Genomic DNA, 24328 nt, shown 5'->3' on the forward strand with positions numbered 1-24328 from the left:
TCAAAAATTCTGTGATGTTCCCCAGCAATCCTGAGTGAAAGGCCTGCCGGCGCGCTTTTCAGCGCTCATCCTTTAGCTATTCTTATCAAACATTCACACTGGATACCCGACAGATGATGACGACGCTTGAAATTCCATCTGTGCTTTCCAGTTCGCAGCGCCGCTGCCAGGTGCTTTTGATGCTTTACCTGCCCGATGCTGCCGTCACCGCACAGAGCATAATTGCTGCCAACGGGGTGGACGACGCGATGGCACGGCAAGATATAGCCGAGACGCGCGATGAAATCCAGCGCTATCACCGGCTGGACATCGTCACGCACCACGACGGCAGCTACCGAATTGAAGGCTCAGCCCTGAATCAGCGTTTATGCCTGCTGCACTGGCTGCGTCGGGCGCTGCGGCTTTGCCCACAGTTTGTCTCGCACCAGTTTACCCCCGCATTAAAAACCGCGCTTAAACAACACGGCATTGCGCGGCCGCTATACGACGATGCGAACCTGCGGGCGCTGATCGGCTTCTGCTCACGCAAGCTTCAGCGCCAGTTTGAATGCCGCGACGTCCAGTTTTTACAGCTTTATTTACAATACTGCCTTATTCAGCACCAGCTCGGGAATACGCCGCAGTTTTCTCACGTTCAGCGCAGCTGGACCCAGTCGAGAGGGGAGTATTTTACGGCCCAGGAGATCGTGCGTCACTGGAGACGGCGCGTGCCGCAGGGTGCGCACGGCGATGAACAGCTGTTTCTGGCGCTGCTGTTTATGATGCTCCGCACGCCCGATCCGGTGCTCGATAAACACCAGCAGGATCAGCGCTTGCGCCGGGCCATCGTGCGCATGGTCGCCCGTTTTCGCTCGCAGACCGGAATGAACTTCAGCGACGAGCAAGGGCTGACCGATCAGCTGTATATCCATCTTGCTCAGGCGCTGGACCGCTCGCTGTTTGAGATTGGCATCGACACTAGCCTGCCGGAGGAGATCCATCGTCTCTATCCCCGGCTGTTACGCACCACGAAGGAAGCGCTGTTTGAGCTGGAAACGGAATTTGGGCTGCGTTTTTCTGATGAAGAAATGAGCCTTGTCGCGGTGATTTTCGGCGCCTGGCTGATGCAGGAGAGCGATCTGCACGAAAAACAGGTGATCCTGCTGACGGGAGACGATAAAGCCAGTGAGGATCTGATTGAACAGCAGCTTCGCGAGCTGACGCTGCTGCCGCTCAACATTCGCTATCTGACGCTGCAGGCTTTCCAGAAAGAGGGGGCGCCGCGCGAAGCCGCGCTGGTTATCACCCCCTACCCTACCGTCCTGCCGCTGTTCTCGCCGCCGCTGATTCATGCCGTTGAGACATTGAACCCGCAGCAGCAAGAACATATTCGCGTCATGCTTGAATCATAGCGACGCGCGAGCGGCCACTTTAGGGCGAACAACGATTGCGGGTAAGGCGACCAGCGCCATCACCCAAAAGACGCCATGCCCCAGGTGCTGGTAGAGGAACCCCGCAAAGACCGTCATGATCGCAATACTGCCCCCCATCGCAACCGCCGAATAGACGGCCTGCAGACGAATAACATCTCCACCCTCGCGCGCAGCGATATAGCGCATCGCCGCCAGATGACATACGGTAAAGGTGCCGCAGTGAAGGATTTGCGCCACTATCAGCCATGGCAGATCGGTCGTCCAGCCCATAATGCCCCAGCGCGCCACGCCGCACACGGCGGAAAGCAGCAGCAGGTCTCGCGCGCCAAAGCGACGGAACAGCTTCTTGCTCAGGGCGAAAATAATGACTTCGGCCACCACGCCCAGCGACCACAGATAGCCCACTGCGGAAGCAGAGTATCCCGCCCCCTGCCAGTAGATGGCGCTGAAGCCATAGTACGCCGCATGCGCCCCCTGAAGCAGACAAACACACGCCAGAAAACGCCAGCTCTGGGCCACCAGGCTGCGCCAGGCGGGCCAGCCGGCGCTCTCCTGATGGCGGCTTTCCCCCTGCGGCATCACCGACGGACGCAGCAGCATGCCCAGCAGCATAGAGGCAATACCGATACTCAGCAGGGCGAGAATGGCGCGGTAATCGTAAAGGCTGACCAGTTTGCCCACCAGCGCAGAGCCGATCACAAAGGCAATTGAGCCCCACAGGCGCACGCGGCCGTAGTCCATGGTGATCTGCTTTTGCCAGGTGTTCGCCAGGGCATCCGTCAGCGGTACCAGCGGTGAGAAGAACAGATTAAAGCCGACCATCACCACCATCAGCCAGGCAAACTGGTGGCTGACCCAGAAGCAGGCAACAAAGACCAGCGTCAGCAGAGCAAGAATGCGCACGGCCCTAATCAGCAAGGAGGGATCGCTGACGCGCGGGGCAATCAGCAGGCTACCGAGGAAACGCGCCACCAGCCCGGCCCCCAGCAGGACACCGATGGTCTCGGGCGACAGGCCGATACCCTTGAGCCAGACGCTCCAGAAGGGCAGAAAAATACCGTAGCTAAAGAAATAGGTGAAATAGCTGAGCGCCAGCCAGCGCGTGGAATGCAAGACCATGAATCCCTCCCGAAATCGAGGCCATAGTCTGGCGAGAATATAAAAATTAAGCAAGTCGATAGCCTGCTATAAATTAACGAAAAATTAACATATTGTGCAGTCGTCTGGCTTATGGCAGGGAATGAAAATATGTATTACGTTTAAATTACTCCACTTGCAGAGGTTTTTCTGCCATGAACTCACTACGTTATTTCGATTTCGGTCAGTCACGTCACCTGCTGCTGCTGATTGGCCGCATCGCGCTTGTCGTGCTGTTTATTATCTTTGGTTATCCAAAACTGACGGGGTTTAGCGGCACCGTGCAATATATGACCTCGCTGGGTACGCCGATGCCCATGCTGGCGGCTATTATTGCGGTGGTGATGGAAGTGCCTGCCGCCATCCTGATCGTGCTGGGCTTTTTCACCCGTCCTCTCGCGGTACTGTTTGTATTCTATACGCTGGGCACGGCGATTATCGGTCACCATTACTGGGATATGACCGGTGATGCGGTCGTGCCGAACATGATTAATTTCTATAAGAACGTCAGTATTGCTGGCGCCTTTATTTTGCTGGCCATTGTTGGTCCGGGAGCCATTTCCCTCGACCGGCGTTAAGCCATAAAAAAAGGCCGCAAGCGCGGCCTTTTTTATTTCTGCAAAGCAGAGGAATTATGCGTATACCGGGAAGCGTGCGCAGATATCCAGAACTTTACCTTTGACGCGCTCGATAACCGCTTCGTCATTGATGTTGTCCAGAACGTCACACATCCAGCCAGCCAGCTCTTTCACTTCCGCTTCTTTGAAGCCGCGGCGAGTCACGGCCGGAGAACCGATACGGATACCGGACGTCACGAACGGGCTCTTCGGATCGTTTGGAACGCTGTTTTTGTTCACGGTGATGTTGGCACGGCCCAGGGCTGCGTCAGCTTCTTTACCGGTCAGGTTCTTATCAACCAGATCCAGCAGGAACAGGTGGTTTTCAGTACCGCCGGAGACCACTTTGTAGCCACGGTTCAGGAACACTTCCACCATCGCTTTGGCGTTCTTAGCAACCTGCTGCTGATAAACCTTGAACTCAGGCTCCATCGCTTCTTTCAGCGCGACCGCTTTAGCCGCGATAACGTGCATCAGCGGGCCGCCCTGCGCGCTTGGGAATACGGCGGAGTTCAGTTTTTTGTACAGCTCTTCGTCACCGCCTTTCGCCAGGATCAGGCCACCGCGTGGACCCGCCAGGGTTTTGTGGGTGGTGGTGGTCACAACGTGAGCGTGTGGAACCGGGTTCGGGTAAACGCCAGCGGCAATCAGGCCCGCAACGTGCGCCATGTCGACGAACAGGTAAGCACCGATGCTGTCTGCGATTTCACGCATTTTTGCCCAGTCAACGATACCGGAGTAAGCAGAGAAGCCACCGATGATCATCTTCGGCTTGTGCTCTTTAGCCTGCTTAGCCATATCTTCGTAGTCAATTTTACCGGACTCATCAATACCGTAAGGGATGATGTTGTACAGTTTGCCGGAGAAGTTAACCGGGGAGCCGTGAGTCAGGTGGCCGCCCTGCGCCAGGTTCATACCCAGAACGGTATCGCCCGGCTGCAGCAGCGCGGTGTAGACCGCGAAGTTAGCCTGAGAGCCAGAGTGCGGCTGCACGTTTGCGTAGTCAGCGCCAAAAAGTTCTTTCGCACGGTCGATAGCCAGCTGCTCAACGATATCAACGTACTCGCAACCGCCGTAATAGCGCTTGCCCGGATAACCTTCAGCGTATTTGTTGGTCAGCTGAGAACCCTGCGCCTGCATAACGCGCGGGCTGGTGTAGTTTTCGGAGGCGATCAGTTCGATGTGCTCTTCCTGACGTACTTTTTCCTGCTCCATAGCCTGCCACAGTTCGGCATCATAATCGGCAATGTTCATTTCACGCTTTAACATCCGCATCTCCTGACTCAGCTAACAAGTAAATTTTGGCCTGAAAAGGCAGTCCTGTTGGACGACGGGCAACAGTATAACTGATTAGTTCTGTGATAACAGGTCTTGACAAACGATTTTACGCAAACGTTTTCCTGCGCGCCACGCAAGGGTTTGAGGAATAAAGCTCTCGCCCTTTCCAGCGGATTTCTTTTCAGGTTTGTGATGCATATTTTTCATCTTGCAAAGAACCATTTACAACGCAGGGGTATTTTTTATAAGATGCATTTAAAATACATCATTAAAGTCACATCAGAAGGATGCGCTCATGCTCGACGCTCAAACCATCGCTACCGTTAAAGCCACCATCCCCCTGCTGGTGGAAACCGGCCCTAAACTCACCGCCCATTTCTACGATCGCATGTTCACGCACAACCCGGAGCTCAAAGAAATTTTCAACATGAGCAACCAGCGTAACGGCGATCAGCGCGAAGCGCTTTTCAACGCCATCGCGGCCTACGCCAGCAATATTGAAAACCTGGCGGCACTGCTGCCCGCGGTGGAAAAAATCGCGCAGAAGCACACCAGCTTCCAGATCCAACCCGAGCAGTACAACATTGTGGGTGGCCACCTGCTGGCAACGCTGGACGAGATGTTCAGCCCGGGCCAGGAGGTGCTGGACGCGTGGGGTAAAGCCTACGGCGTGCTGGCAAACGTGTTTATCAACCGCGAAGCGCAGATCTACAGCGAAAACGCCAGCAAGAACGGCGGCTGGGAAGGCACGCGCGCCTTCCGCATCGTTGAGAAAACCCCGCGCAGCGCGCTGATTACCAGCTTTGAATTTGAGCCGGTGGACGGACAGCCGGTTGCCGATTACCAGCCGGGCCAGTATCTGGGCGTGTGGCTGAAGCCTGAAGGTTTCCCGCACCAGGAGATCCGCCAGTATTCTCTTACCCGCAAGCCAAACGGCAAAGGCTACCGCATTGCGGTGAAGCGTGAGAACGGCGGTCAAGTCTCCAACTGGCTACATAACGAAGCTAGCGTGGGCGACGTGGTCCACCTGGCCGCGCCGGCGGGCGATTTCTTCATGGCGGTTGCAGCACACACCCCGGTTACGCTGATCTCTGCAGGCGTCGGCCAAACGCCAATGCTGGCGATGCTCGATACGCTGGCGAAAGCAAACCACGGTGCGCAGGTAAACTGGTTCCACGCTGCGGAAAACGGCGACGTGCACGCCTTTGCGGATGAAGTGAAAACGCTCGGGGCGTCCCTGCCGCGTTTCACCGCGCACACCTGGTATCGCCTGCCGACGGATGAAGACCGCGCGGCAGCACGGTTTGACAGCGAAGGTCTGATGAATTTAAGCCAGATGGAAGGTGCGTTTAGCGCGCCGGACATGCAGTTCTACCTCTGTGGGCCGGTGGCGTTTATGCAGTATGCCGCAAAACAGCTGCTTGATCTGGGGGTGAACAAAGACAACATTCATTACGAATGCTTCGGGCCGCATAAGGTGCTGTAATGAAAAAGCCCCTCGTTCGAGGGGCTTTTTTTCACCGGGTGGCGGCTACGCCTTACCCGGCCTGCAAGACCGTTGGCAATGTTAAATCGCGGCGTCGTCTTCTTCGCCGGTACGGATACGGATCACGCGCGCCACGTCAAAGACGAAGATTTTACCGTCGCCGATTTTGCCCGTCTGCGCCGTGCGGATAATGGTATCCACGCAGGTATCGACGATATCGTCGCTGACCACGATTTCAATTTTCACTTTCGGCAGAAAGTCGACCATGTACTCTGCGCCACGGTAAAGCTCGGTGTGGCCCTTCTGACGACCAAAACCTTTCACTTCCGTCACGGTCATCCCGGTGATGCCGACTTCCGCCAGCGCTTCACGTACATCATCCAGTTTGAAAGGTTTAATAATCGCATCAATCTTTTTCATGGTGGGTCCTTAAACTCTTGCCTGTAAGCTGCCTCGTAATCGATTGCTCACAGTATCATATTCAGGCGAATTTTGCGGTACTACTCTTTAAAATCGTTTGCTTCAAGCTCGTGGCGTGACAGCAGCTTGTAGAACTCGGTGCGGTTGCGTCCGGCCATGCGCGCCGCGTGGGTCACATTGCCTTTGGTGATCTGCAATAGCTTGCGCAGATAGTTAAGCTCGAACTGATTCCGCGCTTCCGCAAACGTCGGCAGGGCCGTGTTTTCCCCTTCCAGCGCCTGCTCCACCAGCGCGTCGCTGATAACCGGTGAAGAGGTCAGCGCCACGCACTGCTCAATCACGTTCACCAGCTGACGCACGTTACCCGGCCAGCCTGCGGCCATCAGCCGCTTCATCGCATCGGTGGAAAACGCGCGCACGAACGGTTTATGGCGATCGGCCGCCTGGCGCAAAAGATGGTTCGCCAGCAGCGGAATGTCTTCCGCCCGTTCCGCCAGCGCAGGGATCTTCAGATTCACCACGTTCAGACGGTAGTAGAGATCTTCGCGGAACTCGTTACGGGCCATCACTTTTGGCAGGTCGCGGTGGGTGGCGGAGATAATTCGCACATTAATATCAATGTCGCGGTTGCTGCCCAGCGGGCGAACTTTTCGCTCCTGCAACACGCGCAGCAGTTTGACCTGCAGCGGCGCGGGCATGTCGCCAATCTCGTCCAGGAACAGCGTGCCGCCTTCCGCTGCCTGGAACAGCCCTTCCCGGCTGCTCACCGCGCCGGTGAATGCGCCGCGGGCGTGACCAAACAGTTCAGATTCGAGCAGCTGTTCCGGAAGCGCGCCGCAGTTAATGGCGATAAAGGCGTTTTTACTGCGCTGGCTGGCGTTATGGATCGCCTGGGCCAGGATCTCTTTCCCGGTTCCGCTCTGGCCGTTGATGAGCACGCTGACGTCGGACTGCGCCACCATCCGGGCCTGTTCAAGCAGACGCAGCATAATGGGGCTGCGGGTGACGATAGACTCCCGCCACGCTTCATCCCCCGCCGGGGCGGCATGTTCCAGCGCGCTGTCGATAGCCTTATAAAGCGCGTCTTTGTCCACCGGCTTGGTCAGGAAGCTGAATACCCCCTGCTGCGTCGCGGCAACCGCATCCGGGATCGACCCGTGCGCCGTCAGGATGATCACAGGCATACCCGGCTGCTGCTTCTGGATCTCCGCGAACAGCTGCAGGCCATCCATTTCGTCCATCCGCAGGTCGCTTATCACCAGATCGATTTTCTCGCGGCTGAGGATCTTCAGCCCCTCCAGCCCGCTTTCAGCGGTCACGACGCTGTAGCCTTCACTCACCAGACGCATCCCCAGCAGCTTTAACAGCCCGGGATCGTCATCTACCAGTAAAAGATGGGCAGGTTTACGGCTCGTCATGCTTCACATCCTCTTGTTTCGGCGTATCGCTGTCCGGTGCCGCGGATGAACTCCCCGGCTGATATTTACGCGACGAGAGCTGTCTTTCGATATCGGTCAGGTTCTCCAGCTTACGCGTCGTGGTATCCAGCTGAGTGCGTAAATGTTGCTGCTGTTGACGCAGCGTATCAAGCTCGCTGTCTGTTGACTGCTGCAGCTTGCTGTAGCGGGAGCGCTCTTCAGACAGCTGAAGCTGTAATGTCTGCCCATCGCGCCAGAGCTGGTATACCGGGCGTACCTGCACAGGAAGATTGACCACAAACGTGTCCAGTCGGGTCACATTGACGCGGCGTTCAACGGGTGTGATTTTCGCATCTGCGAGTAAAATCCCACGCTTGAAAGCGTCCTGCCAGGTGTCTTCATCCAGCATCGCCGCCTTCGAGCGGGCGTCTACCGGTGCCAGACGCTGGGCGCAATCTATTCCACGCAGCCAGAACAGCGGGTTGCTTTCAACGTCATGTCCTGACAGGTTCCAGATGTCGTCACAGCGGGTTGAGAGGAAGTCTGCCAGCTGGTTATCGGGCCATTTATCTTCCTGTTTATCGCTAATGGCACTTTGTGGCGCATGGGAAACACACCCTGCCAGAAATAAACAGGGCAGGCTCAGGCGAAGCGTTTTGCAGGAAAACACCGCGCGTACGGCGCGGAAAAAGACGTGTGACATACTCACCAGACATAGATTCATTTTATTGATTTTTCCGGCTCACGGGCAGTTCGATACGGAAGCAAACATCTGAACGTTCGTCCGCGACAATGTTTAGCTCACCCTGCATGCGTCGTATGCAGTCCCGGGCGATGCTCAGGCCTAAACCGCTTCCTTTCACCGCGCCTTTCCGCTGATGACTCCCCTGGAAAAAGGGTTCGAAGATCATGGTTTTTTCGTCATCTGGGATCGGAGTGCCGGTGTTTGCGACGTCAATAAACACCCGTGAACCATTCGTATTACTTCGGATATAAATGTTACCGGATTCAGTACCATAGTGCACCGCATTGGAGTAAAGATTATCCAGAACGCTCATCAGCAGCATGGGTTCAGCCAGGCACGCAGGCGCATTCAGTTCGACGCCGGTATGCATCATTTTAGCTCTTGCCGGCAAGCTGTGGGCGGAGATCACCATATCCACCAGCGGCTCAATTTCAACGTTTTCCAGTACGACCGCACCATCAGCCAGCTTGCGGTTGTAATCCAGCAGTTGCTCAATCAGCTTTTGCAAATTGCGGCTACTGTTATCCAGAATCTCGACAATTTCTTTCTGTTCTGGCGTAAGGGGCCCGGCCACTTCGTCGGCCAGCAGCTCCGTTCCTTCACGCATGCTGGCCAGCGGCGTTTTAAGCTCATGAGAGATATGGCGCAGGAACTGATGGCGCTGTGATTCGAGCCACGCCAGGCGCTCGGACAGCCAGATAATACGCTGGCCTACGGATCGCAGCTCGCGGGGACCTTTAAAGGCGACCGTATCCCCGAGCGATTTCCCCTCACCCAGGCGGTTGATCATACGCTGGATGCCCTTCACCGGGCCGATGATCATGCGGGTAAAGAGCAGTACCAGCCCGAGGCTCACCAGGAACAGCACCAGCGCCTGCCAGCCGAAGAACTGGCCGCGCTCGGCAATCTCCTGCTGGAGCTGCTGGCCGCGAGAGAAAATCACCGTGCGCGTTGACTGCACCATCTCGGTATTCGCGCTGGCAAAAGCTTCAAGACGCGCGGCGGCAGCGGCATCCGGGCCGCTGTTGCTGCACTGCAGCTGCGCAAGATCGTTCAAATCCTGACGTAACGCCTGATACAGCTTGTCGTCAGGCAAAACCCCCGCATGAGCGTCCAGCATTTCGCTGTAGCGTTTACGCTGACTCTGATAAACCTTTTCCAGCGTCCGATCGTCAAGCACGCAATACTGACGATAGCTACGCTCCATCTCCAGCGCGGCGTTGGTCATCGCTTCACTGCGTCTGGCGTCGATGAGTGTCGTACGGTTGGTCAAAGCCGCCTGCGCGCTCAGCGCGTTCAGACTTTGCCACGCCTGCCAGGCAAGGATCAGCAGCGGCAGCAGGATCAGCAGGAAGGCCATCATGACGAGCTGCCGCAGGGAGCGGGGGAAAACGGGCCAGCGTTTCAACGCATTACTCTCTTAACGGGGGTTTACGCAGAGCGTAACTGAGTCTGCCCTTCAGATACAACAAAGCCGGGTAAAAACCCGGCTTTGTCATGGAATGAGGCGGTGCCTAACTCGACGTTTCGCCCTGGCCTGATAAAGCATCGCTATGATCAGTAGTTGGACGGCAGGCACCTTTTTGTGCGTCATTCGAAGTTTATGTAGCGCGTCCCGGAGGGGCTGACATAAGAAGGTGAATGAGCCACTGGTTAATATTATGCAACACCCGTGCCAGAATGCAAAACAATAAATTAACATGATGAATTAAAAAGGTTTTATACATTCAAACTATTACTTGTTGGCAGAATGATTTCCAGGCTAAGTGTCGCTATTTAACAACACCTTTAGACCACGATTTTTCTACCTATATAGATCAACAAGTTAAGTGTCACCTTTTGGAGACACCCGCGAGGCGGGATTGTCGCAATTTTGCGACACGCATAAAAAAGCCCGGTGGAGCTTTCGCTTACCGGGCCTGGAAGGGTGTGGAGCTAAAACTTAACCCAGCTGCTTACGCGCGTTGCGGAAGATTCGCATCCACGGGCTGTCCTCGCCCCAGTTTTCCGGGTGCCAGGAGTTGCTCACGGTACGGAACACGCGTTCCGGGTGCGGCATCATGATGGTCGCGCGACCACTTTCGCTGGTCACTGCCGTAATACCGTTGGCGGAGCCGTTCGGGTTAGCCGGGTAGGTTTCTGTCACCTTGCCGAAGTTATCGACAAAGCGCAGCGCCACCAGGCCTTTGCTCTCCAGCTGAGCCAGATGCGCAGCATCACGTACTTCTACCTGACCTTCACCATGGGAAACGGCGATTGGCATCTGTGAACCGACCATCCCCTGCAGAAGCAGAGACGGGCTTTGGGTCACTTCCACCAGGCTGAAGCGCGCTTCGAAGCGGTCAGACTGGTTGCGCACAAAGCGCGGCCAGGCTTCGCTGCCCGGAATCAGTTCGCGCAGGTTAGACATCATCTGGCAGCCGTTACACACGCCCATCGCCAGGGTCTGCGGACGGTGGAAGAAGGTTTCGAACTCGTCACGCACGCGACTGTTGAACAGGATAGATTTCGCCCAGCCTTCGCCCGCGCCCAGCACGTCGCCGTAGGAGAAGCCGCCGCACGCCACCAGCGCCTGGAAATCTTCCAGACCGGTACGTCCGGCCAGCAGGTCGCTCATGTGGACGTCGATAGCGTCAAAGCCCGCGCGGTGGAAGGCAGCAGCCATCTCAACGTGGGAGTTAACGCCCTGCTCGCGCAGAACCGCCACTTTCGGACGCGCGCCGGTCGCAATGTATGGCGCAGCGATATCGTCGTTGATGTCGAAGGAGAGCTTCACGTTCAGGCCAGGATCCTGGTCATTAGCCTTCGCGTTATGCTCCTGATCGGCACACTCCGGGTTATCACGCAGGCGCTGCATCTGCCAGGTGGTTTCCGCCCACCACATGCGCAGCGTGGTGCGACTTTCGCTGAACACGGCGTGACCGTCGGCTTCAATGACGAAGCGATCGCCCTGAACGGCTTTACCCAGATAGTGCACGCAGTCTGCCAGACCGTGCTTCGCAAGAATCGCTTCAACCGCGTCGCGATCTGCTGCACGCACCTGAATCACGGCACCCAGCTCTTCATTGAACAGCGCCGCCAGACGGTCTTCGCCAAGCGTCGCAATGTTCGCTTCCACGCCGCAGTGGCCGGTGAAGGCCATCTCTGCCAGCGTCACCAGCAGGCCGCCGTCGGAACGGTCGTGGTAGGCCAGCAGCTTACGCTGCGCCACCAGCGCCTGAATCGCGTCGTAGAAGCCTTTCAGCTGCGTCACGTCGCGCACGTCGGCTGGCTTGTCGCCGAGCTGGCGGTAAACCTGCGCCAGCGCCGTGGCACCCAGCGCGTTATGCCCTTTGCCCAGGTCAATCAGCATCAGGGCGTTATCTTCGGTCACGAGCTGTGGCGTTACGGTATGACGCACGTCTTCCACGCGCGCAAACGCGGTAATCACCAGCGACAGCGGAGAGGTCATCTCGCGCTGCTCGCTGCCCTCCTGCCAGCGGGTTTTCATCGACATGGAGTCTTTGCCCACCGGAATGGTCAGGCCGAGAGCAGGACACAGCTCCTCGCCCACCGCTTTCACGGCTTCATACAGGCCAGCATCTTCGCCAGGGTGACCGGCAGCTGCCATCCAGTTGGCGGAAAGCTTGATACGTTTGATATCGCCAATCTGCGTCGCGGCGATGTTGGTCAGCGCTTCACCCACTGCCAGACGGGCAGAGGCCGCGAAGTCCAGCAGCGCCACCGGGGTGCGTTCGCCCAGGGCCATCGCTTCGCCGTAGTAGCTGTCGAGGCTCGCGGTGGTCACGGCGCAGTTAGCGACCGGGATCTGCCACGGGCCGACCATCTGATCGCGCGATACCATACCGGTCACGGTACGGTCGCCGATGGTCACGAGGAAGGTTTTCTCTGCCACAGCAGGCAGGTGCAGCACGCGGTTTACCGCTTCTGCCACGGTGATGCCCTGGCGATCCAGCGCTTTGCCCGCCGCTTTACGGGTCGTTACGTCGCGGGTCATCTTCGGCGTTTTACCGAGCAGAACGTCGAGCGGCAGATCGATCGGCTGGTTGTCAAAGTGTGTGTCGCTTAAGGAAAGGTGCTGCTCTTCGGTCGCTTCACCGATGACGGCATACGGCGCGCGCTCGCGGCGGCACAGCTCGTCAAACAGCGGCAGCTGGTCGGCAGCAACCGCCAGCACGTAGCGCTCCTGGGATTCATTACACCAGATTTCCAGCGGGCTCATGCCCGGCTCATCGCTCAGGATATCGCGCAGGTTGAAACGGCCGCCGCGACCGCCGTCGCTCACCAGCTCCGGCATGGCGTTGGACAAACCGCCCGCGCCCACGTCGTGGATGAAGAGGATCGGGTTGGCATCGCCCAGCTGCCAGCAGCGATCGATCACTTCCTGGCAGCGACGCTCCATCTCAGGGTTATCACGCTGCACGGAGGCGAAGTCGAGATCCGCATCAGACTGGCCGGAGGCCATAGAAGAGGCCGCGCCGCCGCCCAGACCGATATTCATCGCCGGGCCACCGAGCACGATCAGCTTCGCGCCAACGACGATCTCGCCTTTCTGCACGTGATCGGCACGGATGTTGCCGATCCCGCCCGCCAGCATGATCGGTTTGTGGTAGCCGCGCAGCTCTTCGCCGTTGTGGCTGTCCACTTTCTCTTCATAGGTACGGAAGTAACCGTTCAGCGCCGGACGACCAAACTCGTTGTTAAACGCCGCGCCGCCCAGCGGGCCTTCGGTCATGATATCCAGGGCGGTTACAATGCGCTCTGGCTTGCCGAAATCTTCTTCCCACGGCTGTTCAAAGCCCGGTATACGCAGGTTGGAAACGGAGAAACCGACCAGACCCGCTTTGGGTTTAGCGCCACGACCGGTCGCACCTTCGTCACGGATTTCACCGCCGGAGCCGGTCGCCGCACCCGGCCACGGGGAGATCGCCGTCGGGTGGTTGTGGGTTTCAACCTTCATCAGGATATGCGCAGGTTCCTGATGGAAGTCATAGCGCCCTGCTTCGCGATCGGCGAAGAAGCGGCCCACCTCGGAACCTTCCATTACCGCGGCGTTGTCTTTATAGGCAGACAGCACGTGGTCAGGGGTTTGCTCCATGGTGTTTTTGATCATTTTGAACAGCGACTTCGGCTGCTGTTCGCCGTCAATAATCCAGTCGGCGTTGAAAATCTTGTGGCGGCAGTGCTCAGAGTTAGCCTGCGCGAACATGTAGAGTTCGATGTCGTTCGGGTTACGGTTGAGCTTAACAAACGCATCCTGCAGGTAGTCGATTTCGTCTTCTGCCAGCGCCAGGCCGAGACGCAGGTTGGCGTCAATCAGCGCCTGACGGCCCTGCCCCAGCAGGTCTACGCTCTGTACCGGCGCAGGCTGATGGTGAGAGAAAAGCTTCTGCGCGTCATCGAGAGAGGCAAATACGCTCTCCATCATGCGATCGTGCAGTTCAGCCGCAACCGCCTGCCACTGCGCCTCGCTCAGGGTAGAGGCTTCCACGTAGTACGCCACGCCGCGTTCCAGACGGTTAATCTGGCTCAGGCCACAGTTGTGGGCGATGTCGGTGGCTTTGGAAGACCAGGGGGAGATGGTACCCGGACGAGGCGTCGCAAGGATCAGTTTGCCGGTTGGCGTATGGCTGCTCAGGCTTGGGCCATACTTGAGCAGGCGTTCCAGCTGTACGCGCTCCTCTGCATTCAGGGGGGCATTCAGGTCAGCAAAATGGACATACTCAGCGTAAATATTGCTTACCGGAAGGTCGGCCGCCTGAAAACGTGCCAGCAGTTTAGTGATACGGAAGGCAGACAGTGCAGGCGAACCACGCAGAATTTCCATCATAAGTCTCTCGTCTTCGAAGCGCCGGGGCGCTTACAGTGTGCGCAAGGGGGGAAAACGGGCGTCATTATAGAGAATCCTGAGCGCCGACGAAACCGTTTGCGTCGAAATAAAATTTGCACAGAGATTTAACAATAGATGTGACCTGTCTCTCTAATTGGTTGCCAAGTGGCGCAAGTTTACGCAAAATGCCGCTCATTCAATGGCAAACCTTATGATTAACATGGCTACAGCAAACTGAGGCAACCGGCGTCGCAGAGAATTAACTAATTGAAAAAATTAAAGATTAATTATCTGCTCATCGGCATTGTAACGTTGCTGCTGGCAGTGGCCCTCTGGCCTTCCATCCCCTGGTTCGGCAAAGCCGAAAACCGTATCGCCGCTATTCAGGAGCGGGGGGAATTGCGCGTCAGTACCCTCAACTCTCCGCTGATTTACAGCGACATCAACGGCAAAATCATTGGTCTGGATTATGAGCTGGCACAACAGTTCGCCGATTATCTTGGCGTGAAGCTTAAAATCACCGTCCGCCAGAATATCAACCAGCTGTTTGACGACCTCGATAACGACGATGCCGATATGCTTGCCGCCGGGCTGGTGTATAACAGCGAGCGCAGCAAAAACTACCAGCCAGGCCCGACCTACTACTCCGTTTCGCAGCAGCTGGTTTACCGCGTCGGGAGCCTGCGCCCACGCTCGCTGGCCTCGATTAACGATCGACAGCTGACGATTGCGCCCGGCCACGTGGTGATTGACGATCTGCGGGAGCTCAAGGAGAAGAAATATCCCGACCTGAGCTGGACGGTTGATCTGAAACTCGGTACGACCGAGCTGCTGGAGCAGGTAAAAGACCAGAAAGTGCCCTACACCATCGCCGATTCGGTCGCGATCAGTCTTTTCCAGCGCGTTCATCCTGAAATTGCCGTGGCGCTGGACGTCACCGACGAGCAGCCCGTGACCTGGTTTAGCCAGCTTGATGACGATCAGACCTTCTCTGCCGCGATGCTTGATTTCTTCAACACCATCAATGAGGACGGTACCCTGGCGCGTCTGGAGGAGAAGTATCTCGGGCACGGCGATGACTTTGACTACGTTGACACCCGCAGCTTCCTGCGTGCGGTGGACAGCGTCCTCCCGGACCTGCAGCCGTTGTTCGAAAAATATGCCCAGGAGATTGACTGGAAGCTGCTGGCGGCTATTTCGTATCAGGAATCCCACTGGGATACCCAGGCCACCTCTCCCACCGGCGTACGCGGTTTGATGATGTTAACCAAAAATACCGCGCTGAGCCTGGGCGTGAATGACCGGACCGATGCCGAGCAGAGCATCAGCGGCGGTGCGCGCTATCTGCAGGATATGATGGCCAAAGTACCGGAAACAGTGCCGGAAGAAGAGCGGATCTGGTTTGCGCTGGCGGCCTACAATATGGGCTACGCACATATGCTTGATGCGCGAGCGTTGACGGCCAAAACGAAAGGTAACCCGGACAGCTGGTCAGACGTTAAACAGCGCCTGCCGCTGCTGAGCCAGAAGCCATGGTATAACAAGCTGACATACGGCTACGCTCGCGGACATGAAGCCTACGCCTACGTGGAAAATATCCGTAAATATCAGATTAGCCTGGTTGGGTATCTGCTGGAGAAAGAGAAAGAGGCGACGGAGGCCAAACAGCTGGCTCAAAGTTACCCGGTCGTGGCGCCGGACGAGCTTAATCGTCCGACGGCTTCAATTCTGCCTTTTGCTGCTTTTTCTGCTGACGGCGCATTCGAAAGAAATCGCTTAATAGCCCCGAACACTCTGGTGCAAGCACCCCACCGATAGTCTTCACCTGATGGTTCATCCCCGGGTGACCCAGCACGTCCATCAGCGAACCGGCCGCACCGGTTTTTTCATCCCGCGCACCAAAGACCAACGTCCCAATCCGGCTGTGCACCATCGCGCCGGAGCACATCACGCACGGCTCCAGCGTCACATACAGCGTGGTATCAAGCAGGCGATAGTTTTGCAGCACCAGACCGCCCTGGCGAAGCGCCATGATTTCGGCGTGTGCAGTAGGATCGTGGCGGCCTATAGGACGGTTCCACCCTTCACCAATCACCTGGTTGTTATGAACCAGCACCGCACCCACGGGCACTTCACCCTCTTCCCAGGCGCGTTGAGCCAGCGTCAGCGCATGGCGCATCCAGTATTCATGATTGTGTTCAGGATTGGACAACGTTTGATACTCCAGTCGAAAAGCGGGCGGCATTATACACAGCCCATATAGATAAGACTATTCGAGTTGCTGAAGTTCGCCCGATGGCGTGACGCGCCAGCGGTGCTGGCAAAAATAGAGCAACGGGTTGTCCTGCTTGCTGTCGCTGTAGCCGCTGTACAGGCGCAGCGGAGTGCCGATGCGTTTCTCCAGCTGGACCACTTTTTCATGCCCCAGGCAGCGCATAGTCAGCACCCAGCCGCCGTAGCCGCGGGCAATTTGCGTGGCGATAAGATTGACGCGCGGTAGCCATGGGGTATCAAAATAGACCTGCTCCACCAGCGTCTGTGGGGAGCCGGTAATCAGCCAGATGTCGGCATCGTTCGCGTCGAGATAGCCTGTAAGGCGCGCCTGCACCACCGGGAAGGCGGCAACGTGGCCGCGAAACCAGTGCGCAAAATCCTTTTCGAGCTGTTTGAGCCGCGCTTCGCTGTGCCCAAAGGTACATCCCCACAGCAGCAGGCTCATCGGCCATCGCGCCGCCCGGCCTTTCACCAGCAGCGCGATACCGATAACCGGTAAGAGCGGCAGCACGAGCAGCGCATTCAAAGGCTGACGCCGCAGCAGGTAACGCATAAATGTACCAAACATATCCTGCTGATGCAGCGTTCCATCCAGGTCGAAAAAGACAACGCGACGCGCGTGATTTGCCAAACCTTACTCCTCTGGGTCGTTGAATCCTAACAGCCAGGTAAACAGGAACCCGGCGATCACCGCTACTAAATAGCCTAACAGATAGAGCATCACTTTTCCGGTCACGATGGTTAATGCCAGCGGTAAACCTGAAAGCCCGAAGGTGATCACGGTGGTGACTTTCCAGTAGCTGATAAGCGCCCCGCCTACCGCGCCCCCCAGACAGGCGGCAAGGAACGGTTTACCCAGCGGCAGCGTAACGCCGAAAATCAGCGGCTCGCCGATGCCGAGCAGTCCGACCGGGAGCGCACCTTTAATCATTTTTTTCAGTCGCGCGTTGCGGGTTTTCATCAGTACGGCAATCGCCGCGCCGACCTGCCCCACCCCCGCCATCGACAGGATAGGCAGAAGCGCGTTATAGCCGTGCGCCTGCACCAGCTCGACGTGGATCGGCACCAGCCCCTGATGCAGACCGGTCAGCACCAGCGGCAGGAAGGTACCTGACAGCACTGCCCCCACCAGCAGGCCACCGCGATCGATCGCCAGAGACGCACCGTGGGCGATGGCTTCAGAGATCCACCCGCCTAGCGGCTGGAGGGCCACAATCGCAATGCTACCGGTAATCAGCGTGGTGAGCAGCGGGTTGAGGATAAGCTCGATCGAGCCAGGCAGAACCGCGCGCAGCCTTTTCTCGATCCAGCACATCAGGATGACCACCAGCAGCACGGCAATCACCCCACCGCGCCCGGGCTGGAGCGCCTCACCAAACAGCGTGATCTGCGCCAGCTGAGGGCTGGACAAGATGCCCGCCATCACGCCGCCCATGGCCAGCGATCCGCCAAACACCTTCGCGGTGTTAACCCCGACCAGAATGTTCATGATAGCGAACACCGCGCTGCCGAAGATCCCGAGAATCCCCAACAGGTTCGGATACTGCGTGGCGAAATCCCCCACTATATCCGGTCGCTTGAGGATATTGATGATCCCGGTGATCAGGCCCGAGGCAATAAACGCCGGGATCAGCGGAATAAAGACGTTTGCCAGCTGTCGCAGCGCGTCGCTCATGGGGGCTTTGTATTTGGCTTTCGCCTGTGCTTTGGTGCGTTCCGCATCGTCAATCGACGCGCTCGCGCTAACGCCCATCAGCGCGCGCATGGCATCGACAACCTGCGCCGCTTTCCCCGGCCCGACGATCAGCTGATGCTGCTGGCCCTGTTTCACGTAGCCGCTGACCCCGGACAGTTGCTTCAGACGCGCTACGTCAAGCTGGTCGTCGCTATGCACCTCGACGCGCACGCGCGTCATGCAGTTTTCGAGACGCTGAATATTTTTTTCCCCGCCAATCCCCTGCAGGATATCGCTGGCGAGCGCTGCTGTTTTGTCCATAGACGCCTCTGTTAGTTTTCTAATGCCGCCCGTAAGAAGCCGTTATGCGCAGCGAGTTTGGCTCTCGCGGTCGCTGCATCCAGCCCGCTTAAGATCATCAGAATGGCCGGTTTAACATCGTGATCGGTCTGCTTGAGTACCGCTTCTGCCTCTTCACGGCCTGCGCCTGTTGCCTCCATCACCATGCGGCAGGCTCTATCTACCAGCTTGACGTTAGTGGCCTGCATATCCACCATCAGGTTCTGATACACCTTGCCGAACTTCACCATCGCGCCGGTGGAGATCATATTGAGCACCAGCTTTTGCGCGGTCCCGGATTTCAGGCGCGTGGAGCCGGTGAGCGCTTCCGGTCCGACAACCGGAGAGATGGCGATAGCGGCCACCTGCGCAATCGGGGAGCCCGGATTACAGGAGATGGCCACCGTCGTGCAGCCGGTCCGGTTGGCGTATTCCAGGCCGCCAATGACGTACGGCGTGCGCCCGGATGCCGCCAGCCCGACCACCAGATCCTTCGCGGTCAGATTCAGCCCCTTCAGATCATCCTCACCCAGCTGTTTGTTATCTTCGGCCCCTTCAACGGCTTTCAGCAGCGCACCGGGTCCACCGGCAATCAACCCAACGACCAGACCGTGCGGAACCCCAAAGGTTGGCGGACATTCTGACGCATCCAGAACCCCAAGACGCCCGCTGGTGCCCGCCCCCATGTAGATAATGCGACCGCCGGCCTTAAGGGCTTCCGCCGCCGCATCGACCGCTTTCGCCACCTCGGGTAATGTCTCTTTCACTGCCTGCGCGACCAGCGTATCCTGTTGATTAAAGCGGTTAACCAGCTCCAGGGTGGAGAGAGCATCCAGATCCATGGTTTGCGGGTTACGCGTTTCAGAAACAAGTGAGCCAAGATTCATTTTTTTACCTCAAGAATTTTTAATTCATAATAATCACACTATAATGGAATATAAAATTCATTCAGGCGAGCAAAATTCGTATTTGCGCAGATAATCACATTTTCGCCAGGAGACCGTATGAACTGTTTAATTCGCATTCGCCAGCGCTACGCAGGCTTTGCCCAAAGCGACAAGAAGCTGGCGGATTTTCTGCTTTCTCAACCCGACCATGCGCGCCATCTGAGCTCGCAGCAGCTGGCGAGTGAAGCCGGCGTGAGCCAGTCCAGCGTGGTGAAATTTGCCCAGAAGATTGGCTTTAAGGGGTTCCCCGCCCTCAAGCTGGCGATCAGTGAAGCGCTGGTGAGCAACCCCAACCCGCAGTCAATGCCGGTGCATAATCAGATCCGCGGTGATGACCCGATGCGGCTGGTTGGCGAAAAGCTGATCAAAGAGAACGTGGCGGCCATGCATGCGACGCTCGATGTGAATACGGAAGAGAAGCTGCTGGAGAGCGTGGCGATGCTTCGCGGCGCGCGGCGGATCGTTCTGACCGGTATCGGCGCGTCCGGACTTGTAGCGCGTAACTTTGGCTGGAAGCTGACGAAAATTGGGCTTAACGCCATCGTCGAGCAGGATATGCACGCCCTGCTGGCAACCGTACAGGCGATGGATCCTGACGATCTGCTGCTGGCCATCTCTTACTCCGGCGAGCGCCGTGAAATCAACATGGCGACCGATGAGGCGCTGCGCGTCGGCGGAAAAATTCTGGCGATCACCGGTTTTACGCCAAATGCTCTGCAGCAGCGGGCAACGCGCTGTTTATACACCATTGCCGAAGAGCAGGCCACGCGCAGCGCGGCTATCTCGTCCACCAGCGCGCAAATGATGCTGACGGACCTGCTGTTTATGGCGCTGGTGCAGCAGGATCTGGAGCGCGCGCCCGAGCGCATTCGTCACAGCGAAGAACTGGTAAAGAAACTGGTTTGACGCGTATAATGCCCGCCCAGTTTGTGTTGTTTCTGAGAATTTCCTGATGGCGCTGTTAATTACCAAAAAATGCATTAATTGCGATATGTGCGAGCCCGAATGCCCAAACCAGGCGATTTCGATGGGCGACAGCATCTATGAGATTAACAGCGACCGCTGCACGGAATGCATCGGCCACTATGAAACGCCGACCTGTCAGAAAGTGTGCCCGATCCCGAATACCATCCTGAAGGATCCGGCCCACGTCGAGAGCGAAGAGCAGCTATGGGATAAGTTTGTCCTGATGCATCACGCGGACAAACTTTAACTTTCGATAATCACCGTTGCGCTGGCATAGTGGCGTTCATCAGCGATCGTCACGTGCATGTGATTCACCCCAAGCTTCTCCGCCAGCTTTTGCGCTTCTCCCCACAGACGCAGGCTCGGTTTGCCCAGCTCATCGTTAAACACTTCGAACTGGTTAAACGCCAGACCGTTACGAATGCCGGTGCCAAAGGCTTTGGCCGCCGCCTCTTTTACCGCAAAGCGCTTTGCCAGAAAGCGCACCGGCTGCTGATGCGTTTCCCAGATAGCCCATTCGTTATCGCTCAGCACGCGTCTTGCGAGGCGATCGCCGCTACGGGCGATCACCGCTTCAATGCGGGCTATTTCAACGATATCGGTGCCTAAGCCCAGAATGGCCATTACTGACGCGCTTCCTGCATCAGGCGTTTCATTTCTGAAACCGCCTCTTTCAGACCGCTCATCACCGCGCGGCCAATGATGGCGTGGCCGATGTTCAGCTCGTGCATTTCAGGCAGAGCGGCAATGGCCTTCACGTTGTGGTAGGTCAGGCCGTGACCGGCGTTGACCTTCAGGCCCAGGCTTGAGGCATACGTGGCCGCTTTGGCGATACGCTCCAGCTCTTTAGCCTGTTCAGCATCATTTTTGGCATCGGCATAGCAGCCGGTGTGGATTTCGATATACGGCGCGCCCACGTCGGCCGCCGCTTTAATCTGGGCGAAATCGGCGTCGATAAACAGAGAAACCAGGATACCGGCATCCGCCAGGCGCTTGCAGGCATCGCGCATTTTGTCGAGCTGCCCGGCCACATCCAGACCGCCTTCGGTGGTCACTTCCTGGCGTTTTTCCGGCACCAGGCAGCAGAAATGCGGCTGGGTCTCGCAGGCAATGGCCAGCATCTCTTCGGTGACCGCCATCTCCAGATTCATACGGGTGTCCAGCGTCTGACGCAGAATGCGCACGTCGCGGTCAGTAATGTGGCGACGGTCTTCGCGCAGGTGAACGGTAATGCCGTCGGCGCCAGCCTGTTCAGCGATAAACGCCGCCTGAACCGGATCGGGATACGCCGTGCCGCGCGCATTACGCAGCGTGGCGATGTGATCGATGTTGACGCCTAACAGTAATTCAGCCATGACAATCCTCGGTTTTCTTTTCGATTCTGTGGTCTAACGTTTCGGCACAAACTGCCTGAATAATTCGCGGCTCTTTAAGGGCTTGCCGCCAAGATACGGCTTGAGGGCAATCCGGGTAAAGCGTTTTGCCGCGCGCAGGGTGTCCTGGTCGGGAAACTCGCGCTCATACAGCGCCCGGAGCTGGCGCCCGGTAAAGGTGCTATTGTCAATAACGATACTGGCAATGAAGCCTTTTTCTTCGCGGTAGCGGTAGGTCATGGTGTCTTCCACTTCGTCACCGCTGCCCGCACAGTGCAGAAAATCTACGCCGTACCCGAGGTGGCCCAGCAGCGCCAGTTCGAAACGGCGCAGCGCAGGTTCGGGCGCGCCGGTTGCGCCAGCAAGCGCCTGGATACAGTGCAGATAATCGAAGAAAAGTTCCGAGAAGCGAGTCTCATGTTCAAGGACGCGGGAGATGAGCTCGTTGACATACAGACCGCTGTAGAGCGTGATGCCAGAAAGGGGAAGCGCCAGGGAGACGGCTTCGGCGCTGCGCAGGGTTTTGACTTCCCCTCGCCCGCCAAAGCGAACCAGCAACGGCGTAAAAGGCTGTAAGGCACCTTTCAGATTAGAACGTTTGGAACGTGCGCCTTTCGCAACAAGGCGCACGCGGCCCGACTCTTCCGTGAAGACGTCCAGCATGAGGCTGGTTTCGCTCCAGGGACGACTATGCAGGACAAAGGCGCGCTGCCATCCATCCATATGCTCGTCGTCTTAAGTTACTGGTCTTCGCCGTAACCGAGGCTGCGCAGAGCACGCTCATCATCGGCCCAGCCAGATTTCACTTTCACCCACAGTTCGAGGTGAACCGGCGCTTCGAACATCTCCATCATGTCCTTACGGGCTTCGATACCGATGGTTTTGATCTTGGCCCCTTTGTTGCCGATCACCATCTTCTTCTGCCCCTCGCGCTCAACGAGGATCAGGCCGTTGATGTCGTAGCCACCGCGCTCGTTGGTCTGGAAACGCTCGATCTCCACCGTCACAGAGTACGGCAGTTCAGCGCCCAGGAAACGCATCAGCTTTTCACGGATGATTTCAGAGGCCATAAAGCGCTGAGAGCGATCGGTGATGTAGTCTTCCGGGAAGTGATGAATCGCTTCCGGCAGATGCTTACGCACGATGCCCGCGATGGTATCAACGTTCAGGCCGGTCTCAGCAGACAGCGGAACGATATCGAGGAAGTTCATCTGGCTACCCAGCCACTGCAGATGCGGCAGCAGGTCGGCCTTTTCCTGCACGTTATCAACCTTGTTGACCGCGAGGATGACCGGCGTTTTGCCGTCACGCAGCTTGTTCAGCACCATCTCGTCGTCCGGCGTCCAGCGGGTGCCTTCCACAACGAAAATCACCAGCTCTACGTCGCCGATCGAGCTGCTCGCCGCCTTGTTCATCAGGCGGTTGATGGCACGCTTCTCTTCCATGTGCAGGCCCGGGGTATCGACGTAGATCGCCTGATACGCGCCTTCAGTATGGATGCCGACGATGCGGTGACGCGTGGTCTGCGCCTTACGCGAGGTGATTGAAATCTTCTGCCCAAGCAGATTATTCAGCAGGGTGGATTTGCCAACGTTCGGACGTCCGACGATGGCAATAAATCCGCAATAGGTTTTCTCTTCGCTCATTCCAGCTCCAGCATTTTTAACGCCTGTTCGGCGGCAGCCTGTTCAGCCTTACGACGGCTTGAACCTGTGCCCACCACCGGTTCACTCAGGCCACTGACCTGGCAATGGATGGTAAATTCCTGATCGTGCGCTTCGCCACGTACCTGCACCACCAGATAAGACGGCAGCGGCAGATGACGGCCCTGCAAATATTCCTGCAGACGCGTTTTCGGATCTTTTTGTTTATCGCCTGGGCTGATTTCGTCCAGACGAGTCTGATACCAGTTCAGGATCAGCTTTTCTACGGTCTGGATATCGCTGTCCAGGAACACACCACCAATTAATGCTTCGACCGTATCGGCAAGAATAGATTCACGACGGAAGCCGCCGCTTTTCAGTTCACCCGGTCCAAGACGCAGACATTCGCCCAGTTCAAACTCGCGCGCGATTTCCGCAAGGGTATTACCCCGAACCAGAGTGGCACGCATGCGGCTCATATCACCCTCGTCCACACGCGGGAAACGGTGATAAAGCGCATTCGCAATCACGAAACTTAAAATAGAGTCGCCTAAAAACTCGAGACGCTCATTATGTTTGCTGCTGGCACTGCGGTGGGTTAATGCCTGTTGCAACAGCTCCTGATGATGAAAAGTGTAGCCCAGCTTCCGTTGAAGCCGATTAATTACGATGGGGTTCATGCGATACCAGTAAATGAATGCGTCAAAAATGCAGCACACGAAACCGACCTGAGAAAACCAACGCGGTTTCGTGTGCCGTGGCACCCTT

22 protein-coding genes are annotated in these 24328 nt (G+C 57.1%); 6 read left to right on the forward strand and 16 right to left on the reverse strand.

Annotated elements, in window-relative coordinates; all coding sequences use genetic code 11:
* Nucleotides 1-113: 113 nt before the first annotated feature.
* The gene (csiE, locus tag KGP24_RS17015; RefSeq protein WP_223561225.1) at nucleotides 114-1391 is read left to right on the forward strand and encodes a stationary phase inducible protein CsiE; all 1278 of its coding nucleotides are present in this window, start codon (nucleotides 114-116) and stop codon (nucleotides 1389-1391) included.
* On the opposite strand, the gene KGP24_RS17020 is transcribed toward csiE, so the two are convergent.
* The gene (locus KGP24_RS17020; RefSeq protein ID WP_223561226.1) at nucleotides 1386-2531 is read right to left on the reverse strand and encodes a 3-phenylpropionate MFS transporter; all 1146 of its coding nucleotides are present in this window, start codon (nucleotides 2529-2531) and stop codon (nucleotides 1386-1388) included. The two genes, csiE and KGP24_RS17020, sit on opposite strands and share 6 nt — an antisense overlap.
* Nucleotides 2532-2704: 173 nt before the next feature.
* Between KGP24_RS17020 and KGP24_RS17025 the strand changes: the two genes are divergently transcribed.
* Nucleotides 2705-3127, forward strand: coding sequence for a DoxX family protein (locus tag KGP24_RS17025; protein ID WP_029741147.1), 423 nt, complete (start codon nucleotides 2705-2707; stop codon nucleotides 3125-3127).
* A 54-nt stretch (nucleotides 3128-3181) separates the two neighbouring features.
* Here KGP24_RS17025 and glyA read toward each other — a convergent pair whose 3' ends face one another.
* Entirely contained in the window at nucleotides 3182-4435 is a 1254-nt protein-coding gene (glyA, locus tag KGP24_RS17030) for a serine hydroxymethyltransferase (protein WP_008502165.1), read from the reverse strand.
* 304 nt (nucleotides 4436-4739) lie between these two features.
* Here glyA and hmpA point away from each other — a divergent pair, with 304 nt between their 5' ends.
* Entirely contained in the window at nucleotides 4740-5930 is a 1191-nt protein-coding gene (hmpA, locus tag KGP24_RS17035; protein WP_223561227.1) for an NO-inducible flavohemoprotein, read from the forward strand.
* Nucleotides 5931-6011: 81 nt separating this feature from the next.
* Here hmpA and glnB read toward each other — a convergent pair whose 3' ends face one another.
* From glnB to purL, 5 genes are all read right to left on the reverse strand, one after another.
* Nucleotides 6012-6350 (reverse strand): nitrogen regulatory protein P-II, encoded by a 339-nt coding sequence (glnB, locus tag KGP24_RS17040; RefSeq protein ID WP_003860685.1) that lies wholly within the window; start codon nucleotides 6348-6350, stop codon nucleotides 6012-6014.
* An 80-nt stretch (nucleotides 6351-6430) separates the two neighbouring features.
* A complete protein-coding gene (gene glrR, locus KGP24_RS17045) occupies nucleotides 6431-7768 on the reverse strand; it encodes a two-component system response regulator GlrR (protein WP_223561228.1) in 1338 nt (445 codons plus the stop codon).
* Complete coding sequence (gene qseG, locus KGP24_RS17050) at nucleotides 7755-8492, reverse strand: two-component system QseEF-associated lipoprotein QseG (protein WP_223561229.1); 738 nt, start codon at nucleotides 8490-8492, stop codon at nucleotides 7755-7757. Before qseG ends, glrR begins: the two co-directional genes overlap by 14 nt.
* 1 nt (nucleotide 8493) lies before the next feature.
* Nucleotides 8494-9921, reverse strand: a complete 1428-nt coding sequence (gene qseE / locus KGP24_RS17055; RefSeq protein ID WP_223561230.1) for a two component system sensor histidine kinase QseE/GlrK — start codon at nucleotides 9919-9921, stop codon at nucleotides 8494-8496.
* A gap of 534 nt (nucleotides 9922-10455) precedes the next feature.
* The gene (purL, locus tag KGP24_RS17060; protein ID WP_223561231.1) at nucleotides 10456-14343 is read right to left on the reverse strand and encodes a phosphoribosylformylglycinamidine synthase; all 3888 of its coding nucleotides are present in this window, start codon (nucleotides 14341-14343) and stop codon (nucleotides 10456-10458) included.
* Nucleotides 14344-14610: 267 nt separating this feature from the next.
* Here purL and mltF point away from each other — a divergent pair, with 267 nt between their 5' ends.
* Nucleotides 14611-16161, forward strand: coding sequence for a membrane-bound lytic murein transglycosylase MltF (mltF, locus tag KGP24_RS17065; RefSeq protein ID WP_223561232.1), 1551 nt, complete (start codon nucleotides 14611-14613; stop codon nucleotides 16159-16161).
* Here mltF and tadA read toward each other — a convergent pair.
* Genes tadA through murQ form a run of 4 tightly spaced genes read right to left on the reverse strand, consistent with a single transcriptional unit; the run spans nucleotide 16049 to nucleotide 19518 of the window.
* A complete protein-coding gene (tadA, locus tag KGP24_RS17070) occupies nucleotides 16049-16588 on the reverse strand; it encodes a tRNA adenosine(34) deaminase TadA (protein ID WP_223561233.1) in 540 nt (179 codons plus the stop codon). The genes mltF and tadA overlap by 113 nt on opposite strands.
* Before the next feature lie 24 nt (nucleotides 16589-16612).
* Complete coding sequence (yfhb, locus tag KGP24_RS17075) at nucleotides 16613-17248, reverse strand: phosphatidylglycerophosphatase C (protein WP_090420230.1); 636 nt, start codon at nucleotides 17246-17248, stop codon at nucleotides 16613-16615.
* A gap of 3 nt (nucleotides 17249-17251) precedes the next feature.
* Nucleotides 17252-18613, reverse strand: a complete 1362-nt coding sequence (locus KGP24_RS17080) for a PTS transporter subunit EIIC (RefSeq protein ID WP_223561234.1) — start codon at nucleotides 18611-18613, stop codon at nucleotides 17252-17254.
* 11 nt (nucleotides 18614-18624) lie between these two features.
* A complete protein-coding gene (gene murQ, locus KGP24_RS17085) occupies nucleotides 18625-19518 on the reverse strand; it encodes an N-acetylmuramic acid 6-phosphate etherase (protein WP_223561235.1) in 894 nt (297 codons plus the stop codon).
* Between the two features lie 117 nt (nucleotides 19519-19635).
* Here murQ and KGP24_RS17090 point away from each other — a divergent pair, with 117 nt between their 5' ends.
* Together KGP24_RS17090 and KGP24_RS17095 are read left to right on the forward strand one after the other, a co-directional pair.
* Entirely contained in the window at nucleotides 19636-20484 is an 849-nt protein-coding gene (locus KGP24_RS17090; RefSeq protein WP_058841745.1) for a MurR/RpiR family transcriptional regulator, read from the forward strand.
* Nucleotides 20485-20530: 46 nt separating this feature from the next.
* On the forward strand, nucleotides 20531-20791 hold the full coding sequence (locus KGP24_RS17095; RefSeq protein WP_008502177.1) for a YfhL family 4Fe-4S dicluster ferredoxin: 261 nt from the start codon (nucleotides 20531-20533) through the stop codon (nucleotides 20789-20791).
* Here the strand turns inward: KGP24_RS17095 and acpS are convergent.
* From acpS to rnc, 5 genes are read right to left on the reverse strand one after another with little or no spacing between them, the layout of a single operon-like run.
* Nucleotides 20788-21168, reverse strand: a complete 381-nt coding sequence (gene acpS, locus KGP24_RS17100; protein WP_080328395.1) for a holo-ACP synthase — start codon at nucleotides 21166-21168, stop codon at nucleotides 20788-20790. The genes KGP24_RS17095 and acpS overlap by 4 nt on opposite strands.
* Nucleotides 21168-21899 (reverse strand): pyridoxine 5'-phosphate synthase, encoded by a 732-nt coding sequence (gene pdxJ, locus KGP24_RS17105; protein ID WP_032659491.1) that lies wholly within the window; start codon nucleotides 21897-21899, stop codon nucleotides 21168-21170. The genes acpS and pdxJ overlap by 1 nt, the downstream gene beginning before the upstream one ends.
* A 33-nt stretch (nucleotides 21900-21932) precedes the next feature.
* Complete coding sequence (gene recO, locus KGP24_RS17110) at nucleotides 21933-22640, reverse strand: DNA repair protein RecO (RefSeq protein ID WP_223561236.1); 708 nt, start codon at nucleotides 22638-22640, stop codon at nucleotides 21933-21935.
* Between the two features lie 17 nt (nucleotides 22641-22657).
* Nucleotides 22658-23563, reverse strand: a complete 906-nt coding sequence (era, locus tag KGP24_RS17115) for a GTPase Era (RefSeq protein WP_006176722.1) — start codon at nucleotides 23561-23563, stop codon at nucleotides 22658-22660.
* On the reverse strand, nucleotides 23560-24240 hold the full coding sequence (gene rnc, locus KGP24_RS17120; protein ID WP_003860711.1) for a ribonuclease III: 681 nt from the start codon (nucleotides 24238-24240) through the stop codon (nucleotides 23560-23562). Before rnc ends, era begins: the two co-directional genes overlap by 4 nt.
* Nucleotides 24241-24328: the final 88 nt, after the last annotated feature.

It is taken from the genome of Enterobacter sp. JBIWA008 (genome assembly GCF_019968765.1).
GTDB lineage: Bacteria > Pseudomonadota > Gammaproteobacteria > Enterobacterales > Enterobacteriaceae > Enterobacter.

Bases quoted from the DNA above. Each gene is read 5' to 3' on its own strand.
- glrR (WP_223561228.1), bottom strand. From the start codon at position 7,768: ATGACGAGCCGTAAACCTGCCCATCTTTTACTGGTAGATGACGATCCC.
- acpS (WP_080328395.1), bottom strand. From the start codon at position 21,168: ATGGCCATTCTGGGCTTAGGCACCGATATCGTTGAAATAGCCCGCATT.
- qseG (WP_223561229.1), bottom strand. From the start codon at position 8,492: ATGAATCTATGTCTGGTGAGTATGTCACACGTCTTTTTCCGCGCCGTA.
- purL (WP_223561231.1), bottom strand. From the start codon at position 14,343: ATGATGGAAATTCTGCGTGGTTCGCCTGCACTGTCTGCCTTCCGTATC.
- pdxJ (WP_032659491.1), bottom strand. From the start codon at position 21,899: ATGGCTGAATTACTGTTAGGCGTCAACATCGATCACATCGCCACGCTG.
- tadA (WP_223561233.1), bottom strand. From the start codon at position 16,588: ATGCCGCCCGCTTTTCGACTGGAGTATCAAACGTTGTCCAATCCTGAA.
- recO (WP_223561236.1), bottom strand. From the start codon at position 22,640: ATGGATGGATGGCAGCGCGCCTTTGTCCTGCATAGTCGTCCCTGGAGC.
- KGP24_RS17090 (WP_058841745.1), top strand. From the start codon at position 19,636: ATGAACTGTTTAATTCGCATTCGCCAGCGCTACGCAGGCTTTGCCCAA.
- era (WP_006176722.1), bottom strand. From the start codon at position 23,563: ATGAGCGAAGAGAAAACCTATTGCGGATTTATTGCCATCGTCGGACGT.
- csiE (WP_223561225.1), top strand. From the start codon at position 114: ATGATGACGACGCTTGAAATTCCATCTGTGCTTTCCAGTTCGCAGCGC.
- KGP24_RS17025 (WP_029741147.1), top strand. From the start codon at position 2,705: ATGAACTCACTACGTTATTTCGATTTCGGTCAGTCACGTCACCTGCTG.
- murQ (WP_223561235.1), bottom strand. From the start codon at position 19,518: ATGAATCTTGGCTCACTTGTTTCTGAAACGCGTAACCCGCAAACCATG.
- KGP24_RS17020 (WP_223561226.1), bottom strand. From the start codon at position 2,531: ATGGTCTTGCATTCCACGCGCTGGCTGGCGCTCAGCTATTTCACCTAT.
- KGP24_RS17080 (WP_223561234.1), bottom strand. From the start codon at position 18,613: ATGGACAAAACAGCAGCGCTCGCCAGCGATATCCTGCAGGGGATTGGC.
- glyA (WP_008502165.1), bottom strand. From the start codon at position 4,435: ATGTTAAAGCGTGAAATGAACATTGCCGATTATGATGCCGAACTGTGG.
- glnB (WP_003860685.1), bottom strand. From the start codon at position 6,350: ATGAAAAAGATTGATGCGATTATTAAACCTTTCAAACTGGATGATGTA.
- hmpA (WP_223561227.1), top strand. From the start codon at position 4,740: ATGCTCGACGCTCAAACCATCGCTACCGTTAAAGCCACCATCCCCCTG.
- KGP24_RS17095 (WP_008502177.1), top strand. From the start codon at position 20,531: ATGGCGCTGTTAATTACCAAAAAATGCATTAATTGCGATATGTGCGAG.
- rnc (WP_003860711.1), bottom strand. From the start codon at position 24,240: ATGAACCCCATCGTAATTAATCGGCTTCAACGGAAGCTGGGCTACACT.